Annotated in this window: 28 protein-coding genes; 16 read left to right on the forward strand and 12 right to left on the reverse strand. The window is 57.7% G+C overall.

Annotated features, from left to right (window positions below; translation table 11 throughout):
- Window position 1: 1 nt before the first annotated feature.
- From odhB to mdh, 6 genes are all read right to left on the reverse strand, one after another.
- A complete protein-coding gene (odhB, locus tag ACR0LH_RS12120; protein ID WP_480721141.1) occupies window positions 2–1,507 on the reverse strand; it encodes a 2-oxoglutarate dehydrogenase complex dihydrolipoyllysine-residue succinyltransferase in 1,506 nt (501 codons plus the stop codon).
- Between the two features lie 3 nt (window positions 1,508–1,510).
- Window positions 1,511–4,468 (reverse strand): 2-oxoglutarate dehydrogenase E1 component, encoded by a 2,958-nt coding sequence (locus ACR0LH_RS12125; protein WP_480721142.1) that lies wholly within the window; start codon window positions 4,466–4,468, stop codon window positions 1,511–1,513.
- A complete protein-coding gene (locus ACR0LH_RS12130) occupies window positions 4,465–5,007 on the reverse strand; it encodes a DUF805 domain-containing protein (RefSeq protein ID WP_480721144.1) in 543 nt (180 codons plus the stop codon). Before ACR0LH_RS12130 ends, ACR0LH_RS12125 begins: the two co-directional genes overlap by 4 nt.
- A gap of 40 nt (window positions 5,008–5,047) precedes the next feature.
- Entirely contained in the window at window positions 5,048–5,929 is an 882-nt protein-coding gene (sucD, locus tag ACR0LH_RS12135; RefSeq protein ID WP_170353524.1) for a succinate--CoA ligase subunit alpha, read from the reverse strand.
- An 83-nt stretch (window positions 5,930–6,012) separates the two neighbouring features.
- The gene (gene sucC, locus ACR0LH_RS12140; RefSeq protein ID WP_480721145.1) at window positions 6,013–7,206 is read right to left on the reverse strand and encodes an ADP-forming succinate--CoA ligase subunit beta; all 1,194 of its coding nucleotides are present in this window, start codon (window positions 7,204–7,206) and stop codon (window positions 6,013–6,015) included.
- Between the two features lie 321 nt (window positions 7,207–7,527).
- Window positions 7,528–8,490, reverse strand: a complete 963-nt coding sequence (gene mdh, locus ACR0LH_RS12145; protein WP_170414978.1) for a malate dehydrogenase — start codon at window positions 8,488–8,490, stop codon at window positions 7,528–7,530.
- Window positions 8,491–8,637: 147 nt separating this feature from the next.
- On the opposite strand from mdh, the gene ACR0LH_RS12150 reads away from it, so the two are divergent.
- The gene (locus ACR0LH_RS12150; protein ID WP_170644875.1) at window positions 8,638–9,393 is read left to right on the forward strand and encodes a sulfite exporter TauE/SafE family protein; all 756 of its coding nucleotides are present in this window, start codon (window positions 8,638–8,640) and stop codon (window positions 9,391–9,393) included.
- On the opposite strand, the gene ACR0LH_RS12155 is transcribed toward ACR0LH_RS12150, so the two are convergent.
- Window positions 9,390–9,689, reverse strand: a complete 300-nt coding sequence (locus ACR0LH_RS12155; protein ID WP_480721147.1) for a hypothetical protein — start codon at window positions 9,687–9,689, stop codon at window positions 9,390–9,392. The genes ACR0LH_RS12150 and ACR0LH_RS12155 overlap by 4 nt on opposite strands.
- A gap of 171 nt (window positions 9,690–9,860) precedes the next feature.
- On the opposite strand from ACR0LH_RS12155, the gene ACR0LH_RS12160 reads away from it, so the two are divergent.
- The 10 genes from ACR0LH_RS12160 (at window position 9,861) to ACR0LH_RS12205 (ending at window position 17,106) form a co-directional block, all read left to right on the forward strand.
- Window positions 9,861–10,718 (forward strand): HpcH/HpaI aldolase/citrate lyase family protein, encoded by an 858-nt coding sequence (locus tag ACR0LH_RS12160; RefSeq protein ID WP_170485071.1) that lies wholly within the window; start codon window positions 9,861–9,863, stop codon window positions 10,716–10,718.
- A gap of 6 nt (window positions 10,719–10,724) precedes the next feature.
- Window positions 10,725–11,279, forward strand: coding sequence for an NnrU family protein (locus tag ACR0LH_RS12165; protein ID WP_170414967.1), 555 nt, complete (start codon window positions 10,725–10,727; stop codon window positions 11,277–11,279).
- A gap of 12 nt (window positions 11,280–11,291) precedes the next feature.
- Window positions 11,292–11,498, forward strand: coding sequence for a DUF1737 domain-containing protein (locus ACR0LH_RS12170; protein WP_480721148.1), 207 nt, complete (start codon window positions 11,292–11,294; stop codon window positions 11,496–11,498).
- A complete protein-coding gene (locus tag ACR0LH_RS12175) occupies window positions 11,498–12,526 on the forward strand; it encodes a MaoC family dehydratase (protein WP_480721149.1) in 1,029 nt (342 codons plus the stop codon). Before ACR0LH_RS12170 ends, ACR0LH_RS12175 begins: the two co-directional genes overlap by 1 nt.
- Window positions 12,527–12,584: 58 nt before the next feature.
- On the forward strand, window positions 12,585–13,247 hold the full coding sequence (locus ACR0LH_RS12180; protein WP_480721150.1) for a DUF1194 domain-containing protein: 663 nt from the start codon (window positions 12,585–12,587) through the stop codon (window positions 13,245–13,247).
- Between the two features lie 199 nt (window positions 13,248–13,446).
- Window positions 13,447–13,833, forward strand: coding sequence for a succinate dehydrogenase, cytochrome b556 subunit (gene sdhC / locus ACR0LH_RS12185; RefSeq protein ID WP_170387516.1), 387 nt, complete (start codon window positions 13,447–13,449; stop codon window positions 13,831–13,833).
- Between the two features lie 11 nt (window positions 13,834–13,844).
- Window positions 13,845–14,216 carry a succinate dehydrogenase, hydrophobic membrane anchor protein gene (gene sdhD, locus ACR0LH_RS12190; RefSeq protein ID WP_170387518.1) on the forward strand — a complete coding sequence of 124 codons (372 nt, stop codon included), beginning with the start codon at window positions 13,845–13,847 and terminating at the stop codon, window positions 14,214–14,216.
- Between the two features lie 18 nt (window positions 14,217–14,234).
- On the forward strand, window positions 14,235–16,040 hold the full coding sequence (gene sdhA / locus ACR0LH_RS12195; protein ID WP_170387519.1) for a succinate dehydrogenase flavoprotein subunit: 1,806 nt from the start codon (window positions 14,235–14,237) through the stop codon (window positions 16,038–16,040).
- A 12-nt stretch (window positions 16,041–16,052) separates the two neighbouring features.
- Window positions 16,053–16,832, forward strand: coding sequence for a succinate dehydrogenase iron-sulfur subunit (locus tag ACR0LH_RS12200; protein ID WP_170414955.1), 780 nt, complete (start codon window positions 16,053–16,055; stop codon window positions 16,830–16,832).
- 136 nt (window positions 16,833–16,968) lie between these two features.
- Window positions 16,969–17,106: a hypothetical protein gene (locus ACR0LH_RS12205; RefSeq protein ID WP_170485057.1), complete on the forward strand. Its 138-nt coding sequence runs from the start codon at window positions 16,969–16,971 to the stop codon at window positions 17,104–17,106.
- 250 nt (window positions 17,107–17,356) lie between these two features.
- Here the strand turns inward: ACR0LH_RS12205 and deoD are convergent, their stop codons facing one another.
- The 3 genes from deoD to ACR0LH_RS12220 form a co-directional block, all read right to left on the reverse strand.
- Window positions 17,357–18,070, reverse strand: coding sequence for a purine-nucleoside phosphorylase (gene deoD / locus ACR0LH_RS12210; RefSeq protein ID WP_480721151.1), 714 nt, complete (start codon window positions 18,068–18,070; stop codon window positions 17,357–17,359).
- A gap of 17 nt (window positions 18,071–18,087) precedes the next feature.
- Complete coding sequence (locus tag ACR0LH_RS12215; protein ID WP_480721152.1) at window positions 18,088–18,405, reverse strand: H-NS histone family protein; 318 nt, start codon at window positions 18,403–18,405, stop codon at window positions 18,088–18,090.
- A 128-nt stretch (window positions 18,406–18,533) separates the two neighbouring features.
- On the reverse strand, window positions 18,534–20,501 hold the full coding sequence (locus tag ACR0LH_RS12220; RefSeq protein ID WP_480721154.1) for a protein meaA: 1,968 nt from the start codon (window positions 20,499–20,501) through the stop codon (window positions 18,534–18,536).
- A 143-nt stretch (window positions 20,502–20,644) separates the two neighbouring features.
- On the opposite strand from ACR0LH_RS12220, the gene ACR0LH_RS12225 reads away from it, so the two are divergent.
- The 4 genes from ACR0LH_RS12225 to ACR0LH_RS12240 all read left to right on the forward strand — a co-directional run bounded on the left by ACR0LH_RS12225 (window position 20,645) and on the right by ACR0LH_RS12240 (window position 24,515).
- The gene (locus ACR0LH_RS12225) at window positions 20,645–22,033 is read left to right on the forward strand and encodes a 1-acyl-sn-glycerol-3-phosphate acyltransferase (RefSeq protein ID WP_480721155.1); all 1,389 of its coding nucleotides are present in this window, start codon (window positions 20,645–20,647) and stop codon (window positions 22,031–22,033) included.
- Window positions 22,034–22,145: 112 nt separating this feature from the next.
- Window positions 22,146–23,432, forward strand: a complete 1,287-nt coding sequence (ccrA, locus tag ACR0LH_RS12230) for a crotonyl-CoA carboxylase/reductase (RefSeq protein WP_170387533.1) — start codon at window positions 22,146–22,148, stop codon at window positions 23,430–23,432.
- 206 nt (window positions 23,433–23,638) lie between these two features.
- Window positions 23,639–23,857 (forward strand): hypothetical protein, encoded by a 219-nt coding sequence (locus ACR0LH_RS12235; protein ID WP_480721157.1) that lies wholly within the window; start codon window positions 23,639–23,641, stop codon window positions 23,855–23,857.
- Window positions 23,796–24,515 (forward strand): LuxR family transcriptional regulator, encoded by a 720-nt coding sequence (locus tag ACR0LH_RS12240; protein ID WP_170485045.1) that lies wholly within the window; start codon window positions 23,796–23,798, stop codon window positions 24,513–24,515. Before ACR0LH_RS12235 ends, ACR0LH_RS12240 begins: the two co-directional genes overlap by 62 nt.
- 111 nt (window positions 24,516–24,626) lie before the next feature.
- Here the strand turns inward: ACR0LH_RS12240 and ACR0LH_RS12245 are convergent, their stop codons facing one another.
- Together ACR0LH_RS12245 and ACR0LH_RS12250 are read right to left on the reverse strand one after the other, a co-directional pair.
- Complete coding sequence (locus ACR0LH_RS12245; protein ID WP_170414937.1) at window positions 24,627–24,779, reverse strand: hypothetical protein; 153 nt, start codon at window positions 24,777–24,779, stop codon at window positions 24,627–24,629.
- Between the two features lie 213 nt (window positions 24,780–24,992).
- Window positions 24,993–25,388 carry a hypothetical protein gene (locus ACR0LH_RS12250; protein WP_170414934.1) on the reverse strand — a complete coding sequence of 132 codons (396 nt, stop codon included), beginning with the start codon at window positions 25,386–25,388 and terminating at the stop codon, window positions 24,993–24,995.
- A gap of 274 nt (window positions 25,389–25,662) precedes the next feature.
- Here ACR0LH_RS12250 and ACR0LH_RS12255 point away from each other — a divergent pair, with 274 nt between their 5' ends.
- Entirely contained in the window at window positions 25,663–26,337 is a 675-nt protein-coding gene (locus ACR0LH_RS12255) for an SOS response-associated peptidase (RefSeq protein WP_170620609.1), read from the forward strand.
- Window positions 26,338–26,422: the final 85 nt, after the last annotated feature.

A 26,422-nucleotide genomic window follows, 5' to 3' on the forward strand; every position in this document is an offset into this window, starting at 1 on the left:
ATTACAGATCCATCAACAGACGGCGCGGATCTTCCAGCGCCTCTTTCACACGAACAAGGAACGTCACCGCGCCTTTGCCGTCAACGATCCGGTGGTCATAGGACAGCGCCAGATACATCATCGGACGGATCACGACCTGACCGTTGATGGCCATCGGGCGATCCTGGATTTTGTGCATCCCCAGAATACCCGATTGCGGGGGGTTCAGGATCGGCGACGACATCAGCGAGCCGTAGACACCGCCGTTCGAGATGGTGAACGTGCCGCCCTGCATTTCCGCCATCGAAAGCTTGCCGTCGCGGGCGCGCTTGCCCTTTTCGGCGATGGCTTTTTCGATATCGGCAAAGGACATGCTGTCGGCATCGCGGATCACCGGAACCACCAAACCTGTAGGAGTACCAGCGGCCACGCCCATATGGACAAAGTTCTTATAGACGATGTCGGTGCCGTCAATCTCGGCATTTACCTCGGGGACTTCTTTCAGCGCGTGGCAGCAGGCTTTGGTGAAGAAGGACATAAAGCCCAGACGCACGCCGTGCTTCTTCTCGAACTGGTCCTTGTACTGGCTGCGCAGGGCCATCACCTCGGTCATGTCCACCTCGTTATAGGTGGTCAGCATGGCGGCGGTGTTCTGGCTGTCTTTCAGGCGCTTGGCGATGGTCTGGCGCAGGCGGGTCATCTTGACCCGTTCCTCGCGCGCGGCGTCATCGGCAGCCACGGGGGCGCGCGGCGCAGGGGCCGGAGCCGGAGCGGCGGCAGGTGCGGGGGCCGCAGCGGTTGCCACGGCGCGGGCCACGTCCTCTTTCATGATGCGACCGTCACGGCCTGTGCCGGTGACCTGATCCGCCGACAGGCCGGCCTGCGCCATCGCTTTCTCAGCCGAGGGCGCGTTGGATACGTCCTTGCCCGTGGCCGCAGCCGCAGGGGCCGCCGCTGCCGGAGCAGCCGCCGGAGCCGCAACAGCGCCTGCGCCCGAGATCACGGCCAGCTTGGCCGAGGCATCCACAGTGGTGCCCTCGGGGGCGGTGATTTCGGCCAGCACGCCCGCTGCCGGGGCCGGAACCTCGACCGAGACTTTGTCGGTTTCAAGCTCACACAGCATTTCGTCCTGCGCGACGCTTTCGCCGACCTGTTTGAACCAAGTGGACACCGTTGCTTCGGTCACGGATTCGCCTAGCGTGGGGACCATTACGTCAACGCTGGCTGCGCTTGCCGCCGGGGCCTCGGCCGCAGGGCTTTCGTCCGCCGCCGGAGCCGGGGCCGCGCCTTCGCCAGCTGCGATTGTCGCCAGCAGAGCGTCAACACCAACGGTTTCACCTTCGGCGGCGACGATCTCTCCCATCACACCGGCTGCGGGTGCGGGCACTTCGACGGTGACCTTGTCGGTCTCCAACTCGCACAGCATCTCATCCACAGCCACTGCGTCGCCCGGTTTCTTGAACCAGGTTGCAACTGTTGCCTCGGTGACCGACTCGCCCAGCGTGGGAACACGAACTTCAATGGACATTGCTTATTTTCCTTCAATGCTCAGCGCTTCGTTCACCAGCGCTTCTTGTTGGGCTTTGTGTTGGCTGGCCAGACCCGTCGCGGGCGAGGCCGACGTTGCGCGGCCGACATAGCGTGGCCGTGTGTGCTTGGCTCCGATACGGGTCAGAACCCATTCGATATTCGGTTCGATAAAGGTCCAGGCCCCTTGGTTCTTGGGTTCTTCCTGACACCAGACCATCTCGGCCCCTTTAAAGCGCTCAAGCTCGTTGATCAGCGAATGCGCAGGGAAGGGATAGTACTGTTCGATCCGCAGCAGATAGACATCGTCGATACCGCGTGCGTCGCGTTCCTCTAACAGGTCGTAGTAGACCTTGCCGGAACACAGAACGACCCGTTTGATCTTGTTGTCAGCGACCAGCTTGGTATCGGAATTCCCCTGTTGCGCATCATCCCACAGCACCCGGTGGAAGCTGGACCCGGTGGTGAAATCCTCGGCCGTGCTGACCGCCAGCTTGTGGCGCAGCAATGATTTCGGCGTCACAAGGATCAGCGGTTTGCGGAAGGTCCGGTGCAACTGACGGCGCAGGATGTGGAAATAGTTCGCAGGCGTCGTACAGTTCGCCACGATCCAGTTGTCCTGACCGCACATTTGCAGGAACCGTTCCAGACGCGCGGACGAGTGTTCCGGCCCCTGACCTTCAAACCCGTGCGGCAGCAGCGTCACCAGCCCGGACATCCGCAGCCATTTCGATTCACCCGAGCTGATGAACTGGTCGAACATGATCTGTGCGCCGTTGGCAAAATCGCCAAACTGCGCCTCCCACAGGGTCAGGGCGTTGGGTTCGGCCAGAGAGTAACCGTATTCAAAGCCCAGCACCGCGTATTCGGACAGCATCGAGTCGATCACTTCGTAATGCGACTGGCCGGCGCGGATATTGTTCAGCGGATAGTACCGTTCCTCGGTCTCCTGATGCACAAAGCCAGAGTGACGCTGGCTGAATGTGCCGCGCGTCGCGTCCTGACCGGACAGGCGCACCGGATAACCTTCGGTCAGCAGCGACCCGAAGGCCAGCGCCTCACCCGTTGCCCAGTCGAAGCCCTTGCCGGTATCGAACATCTGTTTCTTGTGATCGAGCAGACGCGCCACCGTCTTGTGAACTGCGATATCCGCAGGCGCGTGGGTCAGAGCGTTTCCGATCTCTGCCATCGTCTCGGGTTTGATCGCGGTATCACCGCGCACATATTCTTCCTTGTTCTTGTCCAGATGCGACCAGCGCCCGTCCAGCCAATCGGCCTTGTTGGGTTTGTAGTCCTTTCCGGCGTCAAACTCATCGTTCAGATGAGCCTGGAACGCGGCTTTCATGTCCTCGATCTCGCCCTCGGGGATCAGGCCGTCCTTGACCAGACGCTCGGTATACAGAGACAGCGTGGTCTTATGCGTCTTGATCTTCTTGTACATGATCGGGTTGGTGAACATGGGCTCATCGCCCTCGTTGTGACCGAACCGGCGATAGCAGAAGATGTCGATGACCACGTCCTTGTGGAACTTCTGGCGGAACTCAGTCGCGACCTTGGCGGCGTGGACCACGGCCTCGGGGTCGTCGCCGTTCACGTGGAAGATCGGTGCTTCGACCATCAGCGCAATATCCGTCGGATACGGGCTGGAGCGGCTGAAATGCGGCGCGGTGGTAAAGCCGATCTGGTTGTTTACCACGATATGCATGGTGCCGCCGGTCTTGTGACCGCGCAGACCTGACAGGCCGAACCCTTCGGCCACCACACCCTGACCGGCAAAGGCCGCGTCGCCGTGCAGCAGGATGCCCATCACTGCGGTGCGTTCAGTGTCTTTCAACTGGTCCTGCTTGGCGCGGACCTTGCCCAGTACCACCGGGTTCACCGCCTCAAGATGTGAGGGGTTGGCGGTCAGCGACAGGTGTACACTGTTGCCGTCAAACTCGCGGTCGCTGGAGGCACCGAGGTGGTACTTCACGTCGCCCGATCCATCCACGTCTTCGGGCTTGAAGCTGCCGCCCTGAAATTCGTTGAAGATGGCGCGATACGGTTTGCGCATCACGTTGGCCAGAATGTTCAGACGGCCCCGGTGCGGCATCCCAATGACGATGTCCTTGATGCCCAAGGCGCCGCCGCGCTTGATGATCTGTTCCATCGCGGGGATCAGAGCCTCACCCCCGTCCAGACCGAACCGCTTGGTGCCCATGTATTTGACGTGCAGGAATTTCTCGAAGCCCTCGGCCTCGACCATCTTGTTCAGGATCGCCTTACGGCCTTCCTTGGTAAAGGCGATTTCCTTGCCATAGCCTTCGATCCGTTCCTTCAGCCACGCGGCCTGTTCGGGATCGGAGATATGCATGTACTGCAGCGCGAAAGTGCCGCAATACGTCCGCTTTACGATATCGACGATCTGCCGCATTGAGGCCATCTGCAGGCCCAGTACGTTGTCGATAAAGATCGGCCGGTCCATGTCGGCTTCGGTAAAGCCATAGGTCTTGGGGTCCAGTTCAGGGTGGGTGCTGGCAGCCCGCATCCCCAACGGATCCAGATTGGCGGCCAGATGGCCCCGGATCCGATAAGCCCGGATCAGCATCAGTGCCCGCAAACTGTCCAGAACAGCGCGTTTGATCTGGTCGCCGCTGACCTCAACGCCTTTGGCGGCTGCCTTATCCTTGATCTTTTTACCCGCTGCTTTTGCGTCAATCTCGGCCCATTCCCCCGTCAGGGCACCGGTCAGATCATCCGCCGGCATCGGAGGCCAGTCAGTCCGCGCCCATGACGGCCCTTCGGCTTCTTTCTGGACGTCCGGTGTGGCGTCGCCCATGGCCTTGAAGAACTCGGCCCAGGCCGCGTCTACCGCGCTGGGGTCTTTTGTGTACTGGGCATAAAGCTGCTCTAGGTATTCGGCATTATGCCCTTGCATAAAGCTTGAGGCATGAAAGGCAGAGTTGGGCGAGTGTTCGGTCATTGGGTTACCTCATAGGGGTTGGGACCGTATTGATTTGTGCCCGGCTGACTGGGGCGGGTCAGCCACCACAGCACCAGGAGGGGCGACACCACCAGAACCAGCAGTGTCGGAACAACGACCAGCAAAGTGGCGCGGGTAAACAGGATGTCCAGGTTGCCGCCATGTTGGAAACTGGACGCCAGACCAATGCCAAAAATCAGAACCGCGGCGGCTCCGAGGATCAGCAGGATCGGCAGCAGCGCGTAAAGTCCGCTGCGCCCGGTATCGTGCATCCGACGCCATGCGACGGCCAGATGCGGGAAAAAGACGATTGCGCTGACGATCGACTGCACCGGCTGGCTTGAGGTAGCAGCGACGGATTTCGTCGTGTCCGTTTCCGTCGTCGTGACCTGAGTAAAGAACTGCCAGTCAATGATCCCGGCGATGATGTTCCAGATCACGATGAACAGGAAAAAGAACCAGTACTCGGGCCGCGAGGCGCGGCCCGAGAAGGTGAAGAACTTGGAGAAACACGTTTTTACAGCCTCACCAAAGGTCATGTTCTACGTTCCTCTCAAAGTAGACGGCTAAGCCGCTGCTTTAACCAATCGCTTCCAGCACGGCCTCACCCAGCGTCGCGGGGCTTTCTGCCACAACGATACCGGCCGAGCGCATGGCTTCGATCTTGTCTTCTGCACCACCTTTGCCGCCAGCGACGATTGCACCAGCGTGGCCCATGCGACGGCCCGGAGGGGCTGTGCGGCCTGCGATGAAGCCCGCAACCGGCTTTTTGCGGCCCTTCTTGGCCTCATCCGCCAGGAACTGCGCGGCTTCTTCTTCGGCCGAGCCACCGATCTCACCGATCATGATGATCGAGTGGGTTTCGTCATCGGCCAGGAACCATTCCAGCACGTCGATATGCTCGGTGCCTTTGATCGGGTCGCCGCCGATGCCCACACAGGTGGACTGGCCCAGACCCACATCGGTGGTCTGCTTGACGGCCTCATAGGTCAGGGTACCCGAACGCGACACAACACCGACCGAGCCGCGCTTGTGGATATGGCCGGGCATGATGCCGATCTTGCAGGCGTCGGGTGTGATGACACCGGGGCAGTTCGGCCCGATCAGGCGCGATTTGGAGCCTTCCAGCGCGCGCTTCACTTTCATCATGTCCAGAACCGGGATGCCTTCGGTGATGCAGACGATCACTTCCATCTCGGCATCAATCGCTTCGAGGATCGAGTCAGCCGCAAAGGGCGGCGGAACATAGATCACCGAGGCGTTGGCTTCGGTCACATGCTTGGCCTCGTGGACCGAGTTGAACACGGGCAGGTCAAGATGTGTCATCCCGCCCTTGCCGGGGGTCACGCCGCCGACCATCTTGGTGCCATAGGCGATGGCCTGTTCAGAGTGGAATGTGCCCTGCGAGCCGGTAAAGCCCTGACAGATCACTTTGGTGTTTTCGTCGATGAGGACTGCCATCTGGCGTTCTCCTATGTAGGGCGGGCCTCAGCCCGCCGAAGTCTTGGGAAAGGTGGGCTGAAGCCCACCCAACGGGATGACAATCAGCCTTTGACGGCCTTCACGATCTTCTCGGCACCGTCTTTCAGGTTGTCCGCTGCGATCACGTCCAGGCCAGAGGTGTTGATGATCTCTTTGCCTTTCTCGACATTCGTGCCTTCCAGACGCACGACCAGCGGAACCTTCAGACCGACCTCTTTCACTGCGGCGACAACGCCCTCGGCGATGACGTCGCAGCGCATGATGCCGCCGAAGATGTTGACCAGAATGCCTTTGACGTTCTCGTCCGAGGTGATGATCTTGAACGCCTCGGTGACTTTCTCTTTGGTGGCGCCACCGCCCACGTCGAGGAAGTTGGCAGGCTCGGCACCGTACAGCTTGATGATGTCCATCGTCGCCATCGCCAGACCGGCACCGTTCACCATGCAGCCGATCTCACCGTCCAGCGCGATGTAGTTCAGGTCGTACTTGGAGGCTTCGAGTTCCTTGGGGTCTTCTTCGGTCTCGTCGCGCAGCTCGGCGATGTCGGGGTGGCGGTAAACCGCGTTGCCGTCAAAGCCCAGCTTGGCGTCCAGAACCTTGAGGTCGCCGCCTTCGGCCACGATCAGCGGGTTGATCTCCAGCATCTCCATGTCCTTCTCGACGAAGGCTTGGTACAGCTGACCCATCAGCTTGACGCATTGCTTGACCTGTGCGCCTACCAGACCCAGCGAGAAGGCGATGCGGCGGCCGTGATATGCCTGATAGCCGGTCACAGGGTCCACCGAGAAGGACAGGATTTTCTCGGGCGTGGACTCGGCCACTTCTTCGATGTCCATGCCGCCTTCGGTCGAGCACACGAACGAGATGCGGCTGGTTTGACGATCCACCAGCAGGGCCAGATACAGCTCACGCTCGATGCCCGAACCGGCCTCGATATAGATGCGGTTGACCTGCTTGCCTGCAGGACCGGTCTGATGAGTGACCAGCGTGCGGCCCAGCATCTTTTTGGCTTCTTCGGCGGCTTCTTCGACCGATTTGGTCAGACGGACACCGCCCTTTTCACCGGCGTCGGCCTCTTTGAATGAGCCCTTCCCGCGGCCACCCGCGTGGATTTGCGCTTTGACAACCCACAAGGGGCCGTCCAGTTCACCGGCTGCGGTTTTGGCTTCCTCGGCGCGCAGAACCGCGCGACCTTCGGAGACCGGAGCGCCATAGCTGCGAAGAAGAGCCTTGGCCTGATATTCGTGAATGTTCATCGAAACTGTCCCGTCTGACTACGATTAATCCGTTATAGAGATGTCCAGAGGGCAAATTTAAAGGTCTTTTTGCGGGCAGCGCCCATTTTCACAGAGATTTTTACTTTTTGTGATCACACTTTTTTGAGGTGTGATCACAAAATGACGGAAGATGAATTTATGATTCGATAAATGGTTCCGGGCCTTGGAAAACACATTCAAAAAGGGTGTTTGAGGTGTTTGCGCTAATACTGTTCTTGCAAGTGTTGCAGATCAAGAGGCCGTTGCAAAAGAAAACCGGCCCAACTTGTGGGCCGGTTTGGAATGTCGAAAAGGCTGAAATCAGGCCAGAGAGCTGTCGATGCCCTTACATGCCTCAATCAGACCCTTCACGGCGTTGACCGAGTTGTCGAAACCGGCTTGCTCTTCTTCGTTGAGCTTGATGTCGACGACGCGCTCGATGCCGCCAGCACCGATCACTGTGGGAACGCCCACATACATGCCTTCAACGCCCAGTTCGCCGTTGCAATAGGCGGCGCAGGGCAGAACGCGCTTCTGGTCTTTCAGATAAGCCTCGGCCATTTCGATTGCCGAAGTAGCCGGCGCATAGAAGGCCGAACCGGTTTTCAGCAGGCCAACGATCTCGGCGCCGCCATCACGGGTACGCTGAACGATGGCATCCAGTTTTTCCTGCGTGGTCCAGCCCATCTCGACCAGATCGGGCAGCGGGATACCAGCAACGGTCGAATAGCGCACCGACGGCACCATGGTGTCGCCGTGGCCACCCAGAACAAAGGCGGTGACGTCGCGCATCGAGACGTTGAATTCTTCCGACAGGAAATGTGCGAACCGGCCCGAGTCCAGAACGCCTGCCATGCCGCAGACCTTGTTGTGGGGCAGGCCCGAGAATTCACGCAGCGCCCAGACCATCGCGTCCAGCGGGTTGGTGATGCAGATGACAAATGCGTTGGGCGCGTGTGCCGCGATGCCTTCGCCGACGGATTTCATAACCTTAAGGTTGATGCCCAGCAGGTCATCGCGGCTCATGCCCGGTTTGCGAGGCACACCGGCGGTGACGATGCAGACGTCCGCGCCTGCGATGTCCTCGTAGGATTGGGTGCCTTTCATCTTGGCGTCGAACCCTTCGGAGGGGCCGGATTCAGCGATGTCCAGCGCCTTGCCTTCCGGGGTGCCTTCGGCGATGTCGAACAGGACGACGTCACCCAGTTCTTTCATTGCAGCGAGGTGGGCGAGCGTGCCGCCGATCTGACCTGCGCCGATCAGCGCGATCTTGGGTCTGGCCATTTGGAATATCTCCGATGGGTTTTGGAATCGCGGTTGTGCTAGTCGCTAAATTGAATTTGTGCAAGGGTTCTGCTGCGTGGCATACAACCGCATACCGTTTTTCGTAACGTCCAAGAGGCGCGATTTCACCCGATTCAGGAAGGCCGTATGATCGAGTTGAACTTGATGTTTTTTGCCGTGGCGATTCCCGCCGTAATCTTCGCGGGGATATCCAAGGGCGGCTTTGGGTCCGGGGTGGCCTTTGCATCCTCGTCGATTCTGGCGCTGATCCTGACGCCGGGGCAGGCATTGGCGCTGATGCTGCCGATCCTAATGGTGATCGACGTGGCCACGCTAAAGCCCTACTGGAAACGCTGGAGCTGGCCGGATTCGCGCCTGCTGATCCTGGGTGCTGTGCCGGGCATTGCACTGGGGGCTTGGCTTTATCGTGTGACTGATGACGACCTTTTGCGTCTTCTGATCGGAGGGATCTCAGTCGGGTTCGTGATCTGGCATGTGGCGCAAAGCAAGGGCTGGATTCGCGGTTTTGCCAATCGGCTACCGCCCTCGGCCGGTCTTTTCGCCGGGTTGGTTGCCGGATTCACCAGTTTCGTAAGTCATGCAGGCGGCCCGCCCGCCGCCGTCTACCTGTTGTCGCAACGCCTGTCGAAGACCGAGTTTCAGGCCAGCACCGTCTTGGTATTCTGGATCATCAACGCGGTGAAATTCGTGCCCTTCGCCTATCTCGGGCTGTTCACATGGCACACGGCGCTGGCAGATTTGCTACTGGCCCCCTTCGCCATTCTTGGTGCGTGGCTGGGCGTTCGGGCACATTTCATGATGTCCGAGCGTCTGTTCTTTGGCATCGCCTACGTCCTTTTGACCTTGACGGGCAGCAAACTGATCTGGGACGCGCTGACCTAAACATTGGGCGGCAGAGCCTCGGTTACGTCCTCATAGGCTTGACCCGATGCGAGAAGGCACGTCACCCCGTCCGGCAGCGTCACCGTGATCGTCCAACTGCCGCTCGAGTCCGAGGCATAGACCTCCATAACAGCGCCTTGCCGCGCTATGCCGATGCCGCGTCGCGTTTCGCCATAGGTTTCGGCCAGCCGCTGTATGATGTCCTCGCGGGGTGCGCAGTTTTGTGCCTGAACCTGCTGGGCGGCAAGAGCCATGATGCCCAGCCCCATCGTCATCTTGAATAATGTCTTTCTCATTGTCGCACCCTTTCGATTCCAACTGCGCAAAAGGGTGGGGGCGATGCACCGAAATCTGGTTAAACAAACGCACGTTGCGTCGCGTATGCTGCAATGCGGCGATTTTGCCCTTGAACTTTCCGACAAAAAATGCCCCATTCCGCGCAACTTTATTTCAAGAGGGAGAGGCCAATGGACCCCCGTCAGCGCCCCTATCGTTCTGTTCTGTATATCCCCGGTTCCAAGGATCGGGCGTTGGACAAGGCACGCACCCTGCCGGTGGACGCGATCATCTTTGATCTGGAAGATGCCGTCGCCGCCGATGAAAAAGAGAACGCGCGTGAAACGCTCAAGGCGGCTCTGGCGGCGGGTGGATATGGCGCGCGTGTCAAGATCGTGCGGATCAACGGGCTGGACACCGAATGGGGCCGCGCCGATGCCGAGGCTGTGCGGGACATGGATGCCGATGTGGTTCTGCTGCCCAAGGTGAATTCAGCCGCAGATGTAGACGCTCTGGCTGCGATCACCGGCGATATTCCGATCTGGGCGATGATGGAGACCCCGCGTGGGATGCTGAACGCTGCCGAGATCGCGGCGCATCCGCTGATGGCGGGCTTTGTGATGGGCACCAATGATCTGGCCAAGGAATTGCAGACCCGGTTCCGCCCTGATCGCCTGCCTCTGATGACTTCTCTGGGCCTGTGCCTGCTGGCCGCTAAAGCCGAAGGGCTGATCATCGTGGATGGCGTCTATAACGCCTTCAAGGATGACGAAGGTCTTGCCGCTGAATGTACGCAAGGCCGCGATATGGGTTTTGACGGCAAGACCTTGATCCACCCGGCGCAGGTCGAGATCACCAACGCGGCCTTCGCTCCGTCCGAGGCCGAGATTGACCTGGCCCAACGTCAGATTGCTGCCTTTGAAGAGATCGAGGCGCAAGGGCAGGGGGTCGCTGTGGTGGACGGCAAGATCGTTGAAAATCTGCACGTTGCAACCGCCCGTGAAATTCTGGCAAAAGCTGAGGCAATCTCAATTTTGCAAGCGGGGTAAGCCAGCATGGGCTTTGTACTTCTGATCCTCGGTGTGGCGCTTTGGTGGGCTGCGCATCTGTTCAAACGTGTGATGCCAGCGCAGCGCGCGGCGATGGGAAATGGTGGCAAAGGCGCGGTGGCGCTGGCGTTGGTGGCGGCGATCTTGCTGATGATCTTCGGCTATCGCATGACCGATTTTATCTACGTCTGGGCGCCGCCCTCTTTCATGGTCCATATCAACAACCTGCTGGTGCTGATCGCCATCTTCATGATGAGTCCCGCTGGCAAAAAGGGCCGTTTGCTGAACAAAATGCGCCACCCGCAACTGGCCGGTTTCCGCGCTTGGGCCTTTGCGCATTTGTTGGTGAATGGCGATCTGGCCTCGATCATACTATTCGGTGGCCTGTTCCTGTGGGCGCTGACCGAGGTGGTTGTCATCAACCGCGCCGAACCCGATTGGACACCGGGCGAACCCGGAACCTATGGCAAGGACGCGATGTTCTTTGTGGCCTCGATCGTGCTGCTTGGCGTGATCGGCTATATCCACGGGCTGGTCGGTCCGTCTCCGTTTCCCTCGTAAGGAGTTTGAAGGATGGCAAAACTCTATCGTCTGCTGACCGAAGAGGATACCTCGGCCATTTGCCACAAAGTGTCCGACGCGCTGGCAAAGGGGTGGGATCTGTATGGCGACCCGTCCTATGCCTATGACGCCGCCAACAGCGTGATGCGCTGTGCGCAGGCCGTGACCAAAGAGGTCTCGGCCGACTATTCACCCGATATGAAACTGGGACAGCAATAATGGTAAAAACCAATCCGGGCCGCTTTTTCGAGGACTATTCCGTCGGGCAGGTGCTGCACCACGCGGTACCACGCACCGTGACCAACGGCGAGCGCGCGCTGTATCACGCGCTCTATCCCGCCCGCCATGCGCTGTATTCTTCGGACGAGTTCGCCCGGGCGTCTGGTCTGCCGCAAAGCCCGCTGGACGATCTGGCGGCGTTTCATGTGGTGTTTGGCAAGACGGTGCCGGATATCTCGCTGAACGCGGTGGCCAATCTGGGCTATGCCGAGGGGCGCTGGCTGAAACCGGTTTACGCGGGCGACACGCTGCGGTCGGAATCCGAGGTGATCGGGCTCAAGCAGAACTCGAACGGTAAGACTGGGGTTGTTTATGTGCGGACCCGTGGCCTGAACCAGCGCGACGAACCTGTCATGGAATATGTCCGGTGGGTCATGGTGCGGAAATCCGACCTCGACGCCCCCGCACCGGAAGTGGTCGTGCCTGAGCTGAAAAAGGCACTGGATCCGAAGGATTTGGTTATTCCAGAAGGGTTGGATTTCTCGGCCTACGACTTTGCCCAAGCGGGCGAGGCGCATCGTTGGGGGGATTACGAGATCGGTGAAAAGATCGACCATGTGGACGGCGTAACCGTCGAGGAGGCCGAGCATATGCTGGCCACCCGCCTTTGGCAAAATACAGCCAAGGTGCATTTCGACCTGACTTTCCGTCCCGACGGTCGCCTGATCTATGGTGGGCACGTGATTTCGATGGCGCGGGCCTTGTCGTTCAATGGTCTGGCGAACGCTCAGATGATCGTTGGCCTGAACGCTGGTGCACACGCAAACCCCTGCTTTTCAGGTGATACCATCAAGGCTTGGTCCGAGGTTCTGGACAAGGCCGAAACGGGTGTGCCCGGTGTTGGGGCAATACGCCTGCGGTTGGTGGCCACCAAGGGTGGAGAGCCTTTCGAGCTGAAAAACGAAGATGGGCGATATATGCCCAGCGTCTTGTTGGATCTCGACTACTGGGCCTTGATCCCGACCTGATAAGAACCACCCACGTTGAAGTGATCGCGGTCGGCAACATTCGTGCTAGGCTGCGATCATGCTTTTGCTTCGTTCAATCGCCGCCTGCATTTTCCTGACGCCTCCGGCCATGGCGTGCGATTTGGCTTTGGCTTTGGCCGTTGACGTTTCAGGGTCCGTTGATACTGGCGAATACCGCATACAGATGGATGGTCTTGCCGCCGGGTTGCGCGACCCCGTCGTCTCAGAGGCGCTTGTTCGCGGGCAGGCCCGCTTGATGCTGGTGCAATGGACAGGTACCTCGCGCCAGAAGGTCACGATCCCCTGGACGCGCATAGACAGCTTTGAAACACTTGATGCCTTTGCAAGCCAAGTGGCCTCTGACCCTCGGGTCTGGAGGAATTTTTCAACTGCAATCGGCGAGGCGCTTGAAATGACGCTGACAAGTTTTAGCGCCGTGTCCGAGTGCAAGCGACAACTTATTGATATCTCGGGTGATGGGATTTCAAATGAAGGGGTTGAGCCGACAGAGATACATTCCGTTCTGCGTCGTCACGGTGTGACAGTGAACGCGATCGCCATCGAGGAAAGCGAACCGGACCTGACCGCGTATTTCTTTGAAAATGTGATCGTCGGCGAGGGCGCATTTGTGGTTTCGGCTGCAGGTTTCGAGGATTATCCCGAGAGAATCCGTAAAAAACTTCTGCGAGAGGTCACTCAGCAAACGGCTGGATTGGAGTGACTCCGGCAAAGATTCGGGGGTCAGGACGCTAACACTGCAACGAGACGGAATCATTTGTGATCACGTCAATATTTTGTGTGATCACAATTTTGGAATATCCGTCGTTTTGGGTCAATTATGGGCTTTTTTGCAGATGCAGCACGTGACAGAACGGCAAAAAACAGTAAAACCATCGGAAGCCAACCGAAAAGGAGCCGCCATGGCCGATGTTAATCGGGGCAATCGCCCGTTATCGCCTCATCTGTCGATTTATCGTCCACAGCTGACTTCGGTCACATCCATCCTGACCCGTATTACAGGAAACGCCCTGATTGTTGCCGCGCTGCTGATTGTGTGGTGGTTTCTGGCCGCCGCGACCTCGCCCGAGGCTTATGCGCGCGCAAACTGGTGGCTGACCTCGGTCATTGGGGATCTGGTGATGGCTCTCTCTCTTTGGGGGCTGTGGTATCACACTCTGGCCGGTGTACGGCATCTGATCTGGGACAATGCGGTCGGGCTTGATCTGCCCACAGCCCAAAAACTGGGTTGGGCCGTCGTGATCGGTTCGGTCGTTCTGACCCTGCTGACCCTGCTTATCGTCGCTTGAGGAGGCCAGACATGCGTTATCTTACGGACCGTAAACGTGCGACCGGCCTTGGTTCGGCCAAATCCGGGACAGCACATTTCTGGAGCATGAAGGTCAGCTCGGTGGCTTTGCTGATCCTTGTCCCGCTGTTCATTTTCACATTTGGACCGGTTCTGGGCCAACCTTACGATGTGGTTCTGGATTACTATTCACGCCCGTTCCCAGCGATTGTGGCGGCGCTGACGCTCGTGGTCGGTTTCAAGCATTTTGCTGAAGGTGCTCAGGTGATGCTTGAGGATTACGTCCACGGCACGATGGAAAAAGTTCTGATTATCCTGACCACCTGCCTGTCCTACGGCGCGGCAGCGGCTGGCATTTTCGCCATCGCGCGCATTGCCCTCTAATTCCCGGAGCTGAAAGAAATGGCTGCATACGAATACGAAACGCACGAATATGACGTGGTCGTTGTCGGCGCTGGCGGGGCAGGTCTGCGGGCCACCCTTGGCATGGCCGAGCAAGGCCTGCGCACTGCCTGTGTGACCAAGGTTTTCCCGACGCGCTCGCACACGGTTGCGGCGCAGGGCGGTATTGCTGCGTCCCTGTCGAACATGGGGCCGGACCATTGGCAGTGGCACATGTACGATACGGTCAAGGGATCGGACTGGTTGGGTGACACCGACGCGATGGAATACTTGGCGCGTGAGGCACCAAAGGCAGTTTATGAGCTGGAACACTACGGCGTTCCGTTCAGCCGCACCGAAGAAGGTAAGATTTACCAGCGTCCCTTCGGTGGCCACACCACCGAGTTTGGCGAAGGCCCAGCTGTGCAGCGCACCTGTGCCGCCGCAGACCGGACCGGTCACGCGATCCTGCACACGCTGTACGGTCAGTCGCTGAAGAACAATGCCGAGTTCTATATCGAATATTTCGCCATCGACCTGATCATGTCCGATGACGGGCAATGTCAGGGCGTCGTCTGCTGGAAGCTGGACGATGGCACGATGCACGTTTTCAACGCCAAGATGGTGGTGCTGGCGACCGGCGGCTATGGCCGGGCCTATTTCAGCGCGACCTCGGCCCATACCTGCACCGGCGACGGTGGCGGCATGGTGGCCCGTGCGGGTCTGGCCCTGCAGGATATGGAGTTCGTTCAGTTCCACCCGACCGGTATCTACGGCTCGGGCTGTCTGATCACCGAAGGCGCACGGGGTGAGGGCGGATACCTGACCAACTCGGAAGGTGAACGGTTCATGGAGCGTTATGCGCCCCAGTACAAAGACCTGGCGCCGCGCGACTATGTCAGCCGTTCGATGACGATGGAGATCCGCGAGGGGCGTGGCCACGGTGACAATGGCGACCACATTCACCTGAACCTCAGTCACCTGCCAGCCGAAGCACTGGCCGAGCGTCTGCCGGGTATCTCAGAATCGGCCCGCGTCTTTGCAGGTGTCGATGTTACCAAAGAGCCGATCCCGGTTCTGCCGACTGTCCACTACAACATGGGCGGTATCCCGACGAACTATTGGGGCGAAGTTCTGAACCCGACTGCCGATGATCCGACCGCTGTTGTGCCGGGCCTGATGGCCGTAGGTGAGGCCGGATGTGCCTCGGTCCACGGTGCAAACCGTCTGGGGTCCAACTCGCTGATCGACCTCGTGGTGTTTGGCCGCGCGGCTGCGATCCGGGCAGGTAAGGTTGTCGATGCCGACGCGTCGAACCCGGTACTGAACCAGGCTTCGGTCGATAAGGCATTTGACCGGTTTGACGCTGTTCGCAACGCCAGCGGGTCAATCCCGACGGCTGATCTGCGGCTTGAGATGCAGAAAACCATGCAAGCCGACGCAGCCGTGTTCCGGACCGCCAAGACAATGGCCGAAGGCGTCGAAAAGATGACGGCCATCGCCGCCAAGATGGATGACCTCAAGGTTACTGACCGCTCGTTGGTTTGGAACAGTGATCTGATGGAAACGCTGGAACTCACCAACCTGATGCCAAGCGCACTGGCCACAATCGTAGGGGCCGAGGCGCGCAAGGAATCTCGTGGTGCGCACGCGCATGAGGACTTCACCGAGCGTGACGACGAAAATTGGCGCGTTCACACGGTTAGCCGGGTTGAAGGCAACAAGGTCGAGCTCAGCTATCGCCCCGTTATCGTCGATCCTCTGACCACCGAGGATGAAGGCGGCATCAGCCTGAACAAAATCGCGCCCAAAGCGCGGACGTTCTAAGGAGAGGAACTTATGGTACAACTGACCCTCCCCAAGAATTCCCGGATCACCACCGGTAAGACATGGCCAAAGCCCGAAGGCGCAACCAATGTGCGCAAGTTCCAGATTTATCGCTGGAACCCGGATGACGGACAGAACCCGCGCGTTGATACGTATTTCGTTGATATGGATAGCTGCGGCCCAATGGTTCTGGACGCGCTGATCAAGATCAAGAACGAGATTGATCCCACATTGACCTTCCGCCGGTCCTGCCGCGAGGGGATTTGTGGTTCGTGCGCGATGAATATCGACGGGATCAACACGCTGGCCTGTATCTATGGCATGGATGAGATCAAGGGCGACGTGAAGATCTATCCTCTGCCGCACATGCCGGTGGTCAAGGATTTGATCCCCGACCTGACGCATTTCTATGCGCAGCACGCCTCGATCATGCCGTGGCTGGAAACCAAGACCAACCGGCCTGCGAAGGAATGGAAACAGTCCATCGAAGACCGCAAAAAGCTGGATGGCCTGTATGAATGCGTGATGTGCGCAAGCTGCTCGACCTCTTGCCCCAGCTACTGGTGGAATGGCGACCGCTATCTCGGCCCCGCAGCCCTGTTGCATGCTTATCGCTGGATCATCGACAGTCGGGACGAGGCAACGGGTGAGCGTCTGGATGAGTTGGAAGACCCGTTCAAACTGTATCGCTGCCACACGATCATGAACTGTGCCAAGACCTGCCCGAAAGGTCTGAACCCGGCCAAGGCGATCGCCGAGATCAAGAAGATGATGGTCGAACGCGCGGTTTAAGTTGCGCGTAAAATCAGCGCTTGCCGCCTTGCGGCAAGCGCATGGCGAGGTTGCAAAACAATGCGATTTGGCCTCCCCTGCTCGGCACTATCTTGCGCGCAGGGAGGAGTGATTCAATCGAAGAAGGATCGCTCCGATGCAGGACCAAAACATCAAGACCAAAGCAGACGAGGCGTTGGAAGCGCTGGAACAGGCTTGGGCCTACTATACGCCGGAACCTTTAGTGTCTGACGCTCACGAACCAGACCTGTTTGAATACGCCAACGCCGCTTGAATTCATGCAAAGATTGGGCAATGCATAAGCATGCCCATTCTGTTGCTACTACCGGCCGCTGGCGTTTTTGCGTATTTCATCTGGCGGTCACGGACATCATCTTTGACACGTGACTGCCGATGGCGTCAGCACCGCAAGGAAGGTGTCTGGGTCTGCGCCTACTGCGGGGCGCAGCAGGATGGGGCGGATTCCCCGAAAACTTGCCTGAGGAAATAATCCCGAAAGGGCGCCCTAAGCGCCCCTTCCAGGTTTAGGCGGCGTTCGGAAACGCGGCACGCAACGCGATTTCAACCATATCGCCAAAGCTGCTTTCCCGTTCGGAGGAGGGCAGAGCCTCACCGGTCAGCAAATGATCGGAAACGGTCAGAACGGCCAAAGCCCGGCACTTGTGTCGCGCCGCCAGAATATAAAGCTCGGCCGCTTCCATTTCGACGCCAAGGATGCCGTGACGGACCATCTGTTCGTTCAGGTCGGGCCGCTCGTCATAGAACACGTCCGAGGAATAGATGCCTCCGATGTGGGTCGGCGTACCACTGGCCTCGGCCGCTTGGGCCGCGGCTTGCAGCAGACCCCAATCCGCGCAGGGGGCAAAGTTGAGTTCCTTCATGATGCCGCGCGACGGGGTGCTCAGCGTTGTAGAGGTCATCGCCAGGATAACGTCACGGACTTTGACACTGTCTTGCATCCCTCCGCACGATCCGATCCGGATCAGGGTTTTGGCTCCGAAATCGCGAATTAGTTCGTTCGCGTAAATCGACAATGACGGCATTCCCATTCCACTACCTTGAATGGAAACCGGGTTCCCTTTCCAGGTTCCGGTGAAACCCAACATGCCGCGCACATTATTGACTTGTTTTGCGTCGTCTAAAAATGTTTCTGCGGCCCATTTTGCCCGATAAGGATCACCCGGCAATAATACTGTTTCTGCGATTTCGCCTTTTTCAGCGCCAATATGGATTGTCATCTTGTTTCAAATCCCGATTAGATTTCCAGGTCCGAGATGCTTGCGCCAGACTTAAGCGCGTCGTGTATCCACTGCGGCTTGCGCCCGCGACCGGACCAGGTTTGCGAGGGGTCGGCGGGGTTGCGATACTTTGCCTTGGCTTTAGAGCCTTTCCCCACGGCAGCCCCTTCTGCTGCCAAATCTGACAAAGAGAAACCGTATTGAGCGGCCGCCTGTTCCGCAGCCTTCAGCGCTTCTTGCCGTTCGCGTATTTCCGCTTTTTTAAGCGCCTTTTCGATCTGATCACGCAGTTTAATTAATTCCTTGCGCGACAATTTTTCCAGATCAATTCCCATTTCTATTCTCCATGCCAAAGTCAATAGGGCCGTATCCCTAGCGGCTTATATTAATTACAGACATGGTTTTTACCTATCCCCTTTTGAAATGGGAATAGGTTTTTAGAAAACGGAAAGTAAAAGGGCTGTTATTCAGCGGCCATATTTTGTGGATCGGCCAAGGTGATAATATCGCCCATTATCGCGTTCAGCTCAAAGTTCTTGGGCGTGTAGATCTTGGCAACACCCATAGCCTTCAACTTCGCCGCGTCTTCGTCGGGAATGATCCCGCCGACCACAACCGGAACGTCGTTCAAACCAGAGTCCCGCAGACGGTCAATGACGTCCTGCACCAGCGGGATATGGCTGCCGGAAAGGATTGAAAGGCCAATCACGTGGGCCTTGTCGTCAATCGCGGCGGTCACGATTTCCTCGGGCGTCAGGCGAATTCCTTCATAGCTGATATCCATGCCGCAGTCGCGCGCGCGGAAGGCGATCTGTTCCGCCCCGTTGGAATGGCCGTCCAGACCCGGCTTGCCGACAAGGAATTTCAGACGGCGGCCCAATTGGTCACTGACCGCGTCAACGGCGGCGCGCAGGTCATCAAGCCCCTCGGTCTTGTTGGAGACAGACCCCGAAACGCCGGTCGGCCCGCGATATGTGCCGTAGACCTTGCGCATTTCCTCGGCCCACTCACCCGTGGTCACACCTGCTTTGGCGGCGGCAATTGACGGTTCCATGACGTTGGCTCCGGTCTGCGCCGCGTTGCGCAGTGCAGCCAGGGCTGCGGTGACTGCCGCGTCATCCCGTTGGGTGCGCCATTCGTTCAGGCGGTCGATCTGTTCCTGCTCAACCGCCGGATCGACAACCATGATGCCGCCATCTTCGGTCTGAAGGGGAGAAGCCTCTCCGTCGGTCCATTTGTTCACGCCGACCACAACTGTTTCGTTCCGCTCAATCCGGTTCAGGCGTTCGGCATTGGAATCGACGAGGCGAGACTTCATATACTCGATCGACGCAACCGCACCGCCCATCGAATCCAGGTTGGCCAGCTCGGCGCGCGCGCCGTTTTTCAGCTCTTCCACCTTGGCGTCTACGGCGGGGTTGCCCTCGAACAGGTCTTCATATTCCAGCAGGTCAGTTTCATAGGCCAGAATTTGCTGCATCCGCATGGACCACTGCTGATCCCACGGGCGGGGCAGGCCAAGCGCTTCGTTCCATGCAGGGAGCTGCACCGCTCGGGCGCGGGCTTTCTTGGACAGGGTCACAGCCAGCATTTCAATCAGAATACGGTAGACGTTGTTTTCAGGCTGCTGTTCCGTCAGGCCCAAAGAGTTGACCTGCACGCCATAGCGAAAGCGGCGGAACTTGGGGTTTTCGACACCGTAACGGTCCTGCAGAATCTCATCCCACAGGTCCACAAAGGCGCGCATCTTGCACATCTCGGTCACAAACCGGATGCCTGCGTTCACGAAGAACGAAATCCGACCACAAAGCGCTGGGAAATCTTCGGCCGGAACACGTGGGCGCAACTCGTCCAACACTGCGATTGCGGTTGCCAGCGCATAGGCCAGCTCTTGTTCGGGTGTCGCGCCTGCCTCTTGCAGGTGATAGGAACACACGTTCATCGGGTTCCATTTCGGCACGTTGGAATAGCAATACTCGGCCACATCCGCGATCATCTTGAGCGACGGTTTCGGCGGGCAAACGTAAGTGCCGCGGCTCAGGTATTCCTTGATCAGATCGTTCTGAACGGTCCCTTGCAGTTTCGATACATCTGCACCTTGTTCCTCGGCCACCGCAATATACAGCGCCAGCAACCACGGCGCAGTCGCGTTGATAGTCATCGAGGTGTTCATCTGCTCCAGCGGAATCTGATCGAACAGAACGCGCATGTCCCCCAGATGGCTGACCGGCACACCCACCTTGCCAACCTCGCCGCGTGCCAGAGTATGGTCGCTGTCATACCCGGTTTGCGTCGGCAGATCGAAAGCCACGGAAAGCCCGGTCTGACCCTTGGCCAAGTTCCCACGATACAGCGCGTTCGATGCCTTGGCTGTGGAATGACCGGCATAGGTTCGGATGAGCCAGGGGCGATCTTTCTGCGTCTGCGTCATAACGTGCCTCATATCTCAGGTGGGTAAGAAAATTACGTTCATGGGTTCTAAAGCGCAATTTTCGGGATATGTCAATTCGCTGCGTCGCGGCATTCAGGGTTCTTCTGATTGTAGGACGCAACGTTTGCTGGCAGGGTGCGCGCATGACTCAGACCGTGGAACTTCCGCTTTGGCTGTTTTTGCTGATCCTGGTGTTTGCCGCGGTCACGCTGGCCTCGCATTTTCTGTTCCCATCGGTGCGGTGGTTCTTTCGTCGCCGACTTGAGCGAGCGGTCAAGCGGTTGAACAAACGCCTGCAGCGACCGATCCAGCCCTTCAAGCTGGCCGAGCGGCACGACAGGATTCAGCGTCTTATCTATGACCCGCAGGTCGGGAAGGCGGTGCAGGATCGCGCGCGGGAAATCGGCGTTCCCGAAGCGGTGTCCTTCGAGCAGGCCCGGCGCTATGCCCGCGAGATCGTGCCATCGTTTTCCGCCGTTGCCTATTTTAGCGTCGCAATCCGTTTGGCTCGGATGTTGAGCAACGCGTTTTACGACGTGCGGCTTAGTTATCAGGACGAAGAAGCCGTCAAGAATATTGATCCCGATGCGACGGTTGTTTTTGTCATGAATCACCGCAGTAACATGGATTACGTTCTGGTCACCTACTTGGCGGCGCATCAATCGGCCCTGTCCTACGCGGTGGGTGAATGGGCGCGGGTGTGGCCGCTCAGCAGGCTCATTCGTGCAATGGGCGCCTACTTTATCCGCCGAAAATCAGGCAGCGAACTGTATCGAGAAGTGCTTGCCTGCTACGTCCGGCAAGCGACCGAAGCGGGCGTGACACAGGCGATGTTTCCCGAAGGGGGGCTTAGCCTGACCGGTGCTTTGGGCAGGCCAAAACTGGGTTTGCTCAAATACCTCATCGACGGGATCAAGCCCGGAGGCAAGGATGTTGTCTTTGTTCCAGTTGCGCTGAACTACGATCGAGTGCTGGAGGATACGATTCTGACGAAGGCCGCGCTTGGCAACCAACGACGCTTCCGCGCCAGGATCGGAGTGATCACGATGTGGATACTCAAACAGATCGGGCGAAAGCTGGTCGGTCGCTACAAGCGATTCGGCGTGGCCTCGGTCCGATACGGGCAGCCGATCTCACTACAGGTGTTTCAGGCGGACAAGGACAAGGATGTGACGACAGACCTGGCGCGAGAGCTTATGGCGCGCATCAGGGATGCGATTCCATTGGTGCCAGTTCCCGCTGCCTGCTGGCTGATCCGAGAGAAAGGAGGGATGCCGGAAGATGAGGCGCGGACGCTGATTGCCGATCTTATGCGACGTGACGGAACTTTGGACGTTCTGGATCAGGCTTCAATCGTGGCCGCGCTGGACCAGTTGGTTGAGCGTCGGATTTTGAAACGCGAGAGTGGAAAAATTTGTCAATCAGGACAACGTGTTGACCTTCTTGAATACTACGCGGCTTCGGCTCCGCTGAATGAAAATGCGAAGCATGCTGCGGGTGCAAAGGGAATTTCTGCATCCGCTGGGTCATAAAATTACAAAATGACCCCAAAATCTATTGCAATATTTCTCAAGGCCCAATATCTCATCACTTAATGCAAGCGATTCTGCATCGCGGCGAATGATTAGAACAAAGGAGGCCAACATGGCTCTGGACACCGACAGCGGTATCGCGTCCTACGACGCGCCGGAAAAAGACCTCTATGAGATGGGCGAAATCCCTCCGATGGGGTTTGTTCCAAAGAAAATGTATGCGTGGGCGATCCGCAAAGAGCGCCACGGCGAGCCGGACACGGCGATGCAGCTAGAAGTGGTCGACGTCCCCAAGCTGGACAGCCACGAGGTGCTGGTTCTGGTGATGGCCGCCGGTGTGAACTACAACGGCGTCTGGGCGTCGCTTGGTAAGCCGATCAGCCCGTTTGATGGCCACGGTCAGCCTTTCCACATCGCCGGTTCCGATGCATCGGGCATTGTTTGGGCCGTTGGTGACAAAGTGAAGCGCTGGAAAGTGGGCGACGAGGTCGTAATCCACTGCAACCAGGATGACGGTGACGACGAAGCGTGCAACGGCGGCGACCCGATGTATTCGGACAGCCAGCGGATCTGGGGTTATGAGACGCCCGACGGATCGTTTGCACAATTCACCAACGTACAGGCACAACAGTTGATGCCGCGTCCCAAGCACCTGACTTGGGAAGAAAGCGCCTGTTACACGCTGACGCTGGCCACTGCCTACCGGATGCTGTTCGGGCACGAACCACATGACCTGAAGCCCGGCCAGAACGTACTGGTCTGGGGTGCCTCGGGCGGTCTGGGCTCCTACGCGATCCAGCTGATCAACACCGCAGGTGCGAATGCGATCGGTGTGATCTCGGACGAGAGCAAGCGTGACTTTGTGATGGGTCTGGGCGCCAAGGGCGTTCTGAACCGCAAGGACTTCAATTGCTGGGGTCAGCTTCCTACGGTGAACACGCCGGAATATGCCGAGTGGTTCAAAGAGGCCCGCAAGTTCGGCAAGGCGATCTGGGACATCACCGGCAAGGGTGTGAACGTTGACATGGTCTTTGAACACCCCGGTGAAAGCACCTTCCCGGTGTCGACCTTCGTGGTGAAAAAGGGCGGCATGGTTGTGATCTGTGCCGGCACCACTGGCTATAACCTGACCTTCGACGTGCGTTACATGTGGATGCACCAGAAGCGCCTGCAGGGTTCACACTTTGCGCACCTAAAGCAGGCGTCGGCTGCGAACCAGTTGATGGTCGAGCGTCGTCTGGACCCCTGCATGTCCGAAGTGTTCTCGTGGAATGAACTGCCCGAAGCGCACATGAAGATGATGCGGAACGAGCATAAGCCCGGCAACATGTCGGTTCTGGTTCAGGCACCTCGGACAGGTATGCGTACCCTGGAAGAAGTTCTGGACGCGCGCGGCTAAACACTCTGCAAGCCAATCATCGTCGCCCGCGAACCGTCATTTCGGTTCGCGGGCGTTTTCTTTTTTGCCTATATTAAATGATTACAGGGTCTTACTGGTGAGGCTCCCGCTATTTTAGGGGAGTAGAAACCGGTGAATATGGCAAAAAATATAACACATGCTATAGTTGTATTAACCCTTCGTTAACTGTTTCGGAGTGACTTTGGATGGCGAAAAATGAGTGGATACTGGACGTGTTGTCGGACCTCAACGCCTTCGCTGTTGAGAACGGCCTGACCGCGCTTGCCGAACAGTTGGATGACACCAAACTGATCGCCGCAGCCGAGACCGCGTCCGCGAAGCATGAGGCACGGGCACCCGCGGATGGGAATACAACTCGATTTGAGCCAGGTTCTGGAGGACTTGGAAAACACCAACACGCTTGACGAACTTGGCGAAGTCGCCATTCGGCTGCGCGACCGGTTGCAGATCGAACATCTCGTTTATCATTGGGTAGACGGTGCCGGTGATCAATACGGCTATACAACCTATCCTGATACCTGGGCCGAACGGTACCGAGAGAAGAACTACCATCGAATTGACCCCGTGATATTGGGGTGCTTTCAACGGTTCCATCCCGTCGACTGGAAAACATTGGATTGGTCGGGAAAGGTTGCGAAGAACTTTCTTAGGGATGCTTTGGAGCACGGAGTGGGTAACCAAGGTTATTCGATCCCGATCCGCGGCCCCAACGGGCAATTCGCCTTGTTTACAGTGAATCACTCCTGCGACGATGAAACCTGGAAAGGCTTCATGGAAACGCACGGGCGCGAACTGATCCTGATCGCACATTTTTTCAATCGAAAGGCGCTGGAGTTTGAAAGTGACAGGCAGCCGGATGCGCCGCGCGGACTGTCGCCCAGAGAAGTGGATTCAATGACCTTGCTGGCGCTGGGCTATAACCGGGCGCAGGTCGCTCATTCCCTGTCAATTTCCGAGCATACGCTGCGCGTCTACATCGAAAGCGCGCGCGCAAAGCTCGGGGCGCAGAACACAACCCACGCCATCGCCACGGCTCTGAGCCGAGGATTAATAGTGGTTTAAAAACATAAATTGATCTAAGTAGCTGTTTTAAAAAATTAAAAACAATCATTCATTCGCTTCATTTGATGCTTGATGCGGACATTGTGCGGACATAGGATGCCAAAAGACCACTTATTCGCCTTCTTCCGCCAATCGCTCTTTCACCGTCTGTCCAAAGCTCAAGCCGCGCGGGCTATCGGCGAGCAACTCAGAGGGATCGACACCGAGATCCTTCGCCAACTGACACAGTACGGGGTTGTTGATCTCGGCCTTCGGTTTCTTCATCATTCGCCCCCGAACAGATCGGATCTGCACCGCAATGGGACACGGTTTCCTTTTGGTATGTAGTCTGGGAACATCACGACGGTCTCCCTGTCTTCATGGTAAGCAGTCGGAGGGTCTACCACGGCATGGCATCGCGTTACGTGCGCGGGCGCATGGCCTGTAGGCACAAACCCAAACCTCTAAACCCGGCAGTAGCTACGTGATGGTTGGAGACTACTCGACGTCATCCAGTTTTGGCTCAATCACCTTCTGCTGGGCCAACCTTTCTGGAAAGCGGTCGCTGATGTCTTTAAGCCGCTTTGCTGGATTGACGCTCATGCCGACAGTTCCGCTGTGGGTATGTGTAACGCTTACACCGTCTGCTCGTCCGAAGGCTCGGTCTTGAGCTAGGGCCAACAAAGCGATTTGTTCTTTGCCAGAGAGTTTTCCTGATAAAAATTCGCCGTTCCCATCTATGCGATTGAAGAGTTCATCCATCGACAAAAGATCGTTCATGCGTTTTACAGCGATCTCGCCATTCGACTGGATCAACTTTCTTGTCTCGGGGTCCAGTTTAGGTCGCCCGCCGGGATTACCAGAATGACCGGGCTTGAAGAGCTGTGTTGGCACAGTGGACTCCTCTGTTCTCAGAAAGTGAAAGCATTTAGGAATAAGTGTCTATTTTATATAGCATAATGGATGCCAAATTGCGATCATTTGCGCATTCGATAGACGCACCAGGCAAGGTCGTACAGGTGCCCGCATCTATGTCGCTCTCTCAAATGTCCTAGGGATGCTGTACAAATGCATTCAGGATTAGCGAAGCCGTGGCTTCCGCCATCGTGGGCTGAACTGTTGTTCGCCACTTATTTTTCGTAGACGCTAAGGTAAGTGAGGCAGATTAATGTGTAACCTCTATTCGAATACGACACCGGCAGATGCGATGCGGCAGCTATTCGACGTCGCTGTAGAAAAAGACAGGCTCGGAAACGCGGAGCCGCTTTCAGCAATCTACCCAAAGCACATGGCGCCCATCGTCAGGAAGGACCAAGACGGGGCGCGTGAACTCGTGTCTCTGTCCTGGGGGTTTCGAACGACCAAGAAATCAAAAAAGACTGGCGCCATCTTGCAACCTCATGCCTGGAACAATGCGCGTGACGACAAGGTCCTGAAGAGCGGGCTGTGGAAGAACAGTTTCGAAGAGCGCCGTTGTCTCATACCTGCAAGTTCGTTCTGCGAGGCGCAAGGGCGCAATCCAGCCACATACCACTGGTTCGCGCTCAAGGGCTCCGGGGCTCGCCCACCATTTGCGTTTGCCGGGATGTGGCAGGCCTCGCGATACGAAGGCAAAGAGGGCCCAGAAGAGGTTCCAGCGTATACTGTGATAACCACCTCAGCGAATGACATTGTGCGTCCGATACATCCGCAGAGAATGCCAGTCATACTCCGTCCTAGTGACTATGAGGCCTGGTTGAATGGCAGCGCAGCGCAGGCCTTTGAACTGCTAAAGCCCTATGCCTCAGATGAGATGGATATCGTCAGATCGGGTGTAGGAGAAAAGTCTGACACTAGTCTTTGAACGGCACGGTTTTTGAGAGAGTTCCGATCAATGAATGTCCGCTTATGATCTCGCCTCAGACATCCGACGATTTTTGTCAGATGTC

The sequence above is a fragment of the Ruegeria sp. CL6 genome, from assembly GCF_056536465.1.

Coding starts and splice junctions, on each gene's coding strand:
- odhB (WP_480721141.1), bottom strand. CDS start 1,507: ATGTCCATTGAAGTTCGTGTTCCCACGCTGGGCGAGTCGGTCACCGAG.
- ACR0LH_RS12125 (WP_480721142.1), bottom strand. CDS start 4,468: ATGACCGAACACTCGCCCAACTCTGCCTTTCATGCCTCAAGCTTTATG.
- ACR0LH_RS12130 (WP_480721144.1), bottom strand. CDS start 5,007: ATGACCTTTGGTGAGGCTGTAAAAACGTGTTTCTCCAAGTTCTTCACC.
- sucD (WP_170353524.1), bottom strand. CDS start 5,929: ATGGCAGTCCTCATCGACGAAAACACCAAAGTGATCTGTCAGGGCTTT.
- sucC (WP_480721145.1), bottom strand. CDS start 7,206: ATGAACATTCACGAATATCAGGCCAAGGCTCTTCTTCGCAGCTATGGC.
- mdh (WP_170414978.1), bottom strand. CDS start 8,490: ATGGCCAGACCCAAGATCGCGCTGATCGGCGCAGGTCAGATCGGCGGC.
- ACR0LH_RS12150 (WP_170644875.1), top strand. CDS start 8,638: ATGATCGAGTTGAACTTGATGTTTTTTGCCGTGGCGATTCCCGCCGTA.
- ACR0LH_RS12155 (WP_480721147.1), bottom strand. CDS start 9,689: ATGAGAAAGACATTATTCAAGATGACGATGGGGCTGGGCATCATGGCT.
- ACR0LH_RS12160 (WP_170485071.1), top strand. CDS start 9,861: ATGGACCCCCGTCAGCGCCCCTATCGTTCTGTTCTGTATATCCCCGGT.
- ACR0LH_RS12165 (WP_170414967.1), top strand. CDS start 10,725: ATGGGCTTTGTACTTCTGATCCTCGGTGTGGCGCTTTGGTGGGCTGCG.
- ACR0LH_RS12170 (WP_480721148.1), top strand. CDS start 11,292: ATGGCAAAACTCTATCGTCTGCTGACCGAAGAGGATACCTCGGCCATT.
- ACR0LH_RS12175 (WP_480721149.1), top strand. CDS start 11,498: ATGGTAAAAACCAATCCGGGCCGCTTTTTCGAGGACTATTCCGTCGGG.
- ACR0LH_RS12180 (WP_480721150.1), top strand. CDS start 12,585: ATGCTTTTGCTTCGTTCAATCGCCGCCTGCATTTTCCTGACGCCTCCG.
- sdhC (WP_170387516.1), top strand. CDS start 13,447: ATGGCCGATGTTAATCGGGGCAATCGCCCGTTATCGCCTCATCTGTCG.
- sdhD (WP_170387518.1), top strand. CDS start 13,845: ATGCGTTATCTTACGGACCGTAAACGTGCGACCGGCCTTGGTTCGGCC.
- sdhA (WP_170387519.1), top strand. CDS start 14,235: ATGGCTGCATACGAATACGAAACGCACGAATATGACGTGGTCGTTGTC.
- ACR0LH_RS12200 (WP_170414955.1), top strand. CDS start 16,053: ATGGTACAACTGACCCTCCCCAAGAATTCCCGGATCACCACCGGTAAG.
- ACR0LH_RS12205 (WP_170485057.1), top strand. CDS start 16,969: ATGCAGGACCAAAACATCAAGACCAAAGCAGACGAGGCGTTGGAAGCG.
- deoD (WP_480721151.1), bottom strand. CDS start 18,070: ATGACAATCCATATTGGCGCTGAAAAAGGCGAAATCGCAGAAACAGTA.
- ACR0LH_RS12215 (WP_480721152.1), bottom strand. CDS start 18,405: ATGGGAATTGATCTGGAAAAATTGTCGCGCAAGGAATTAATTAAACTG.
- ACR0LH_RS12220 (WP_480721154.1), bottom strand. CDS start 20,501: ATGACGCAGACGCAGAAAGATCGCCCCTGGCTCATCCGAACCTATGCC.
- ACR0LH_RS12225 (WP_480721155.1), top strand. CDS start 20,645: ATGACTCAGACCGTGGAACTTCCGCTTTGGCTGTTTTTGCTGATCCTG.
- ccrA (WP_170387533.1), top strand. CDS start 22,146: ATGGCTCTGGACACCGACAGCGGTATCGCGTCCTACGACGCGCCGGAA.
- ACR0LH_RS12235 (WP_480721157.1), top strand. CDS start 23,639: ATGGCGAAAAATGAGTGGATACTGGACGTGTTGTCGGACCTCAACGCC.
- ACR0LH_RS12240 (WP_170485045.1), top strand. CDS start 23,796: ATGGGAATACAACTCGATTTGAGCCAGGTTCTGGAGGACTTGGAAAAC.
- ACR0LH_RS12245 (WP_170414937.1), bottom strand. CDS start 24,779: ATGAAGAAACCGAAGGCCGAGATCAACAACCCCGTACTGTGTCAGTTG.
- ACR0LH_RS12255 (WP_170620609.1), top strand. CDS start 25,663: ATGTGTAACCTCTATTCGAATACGACACCGGCAGATGCGATGCGGCAG.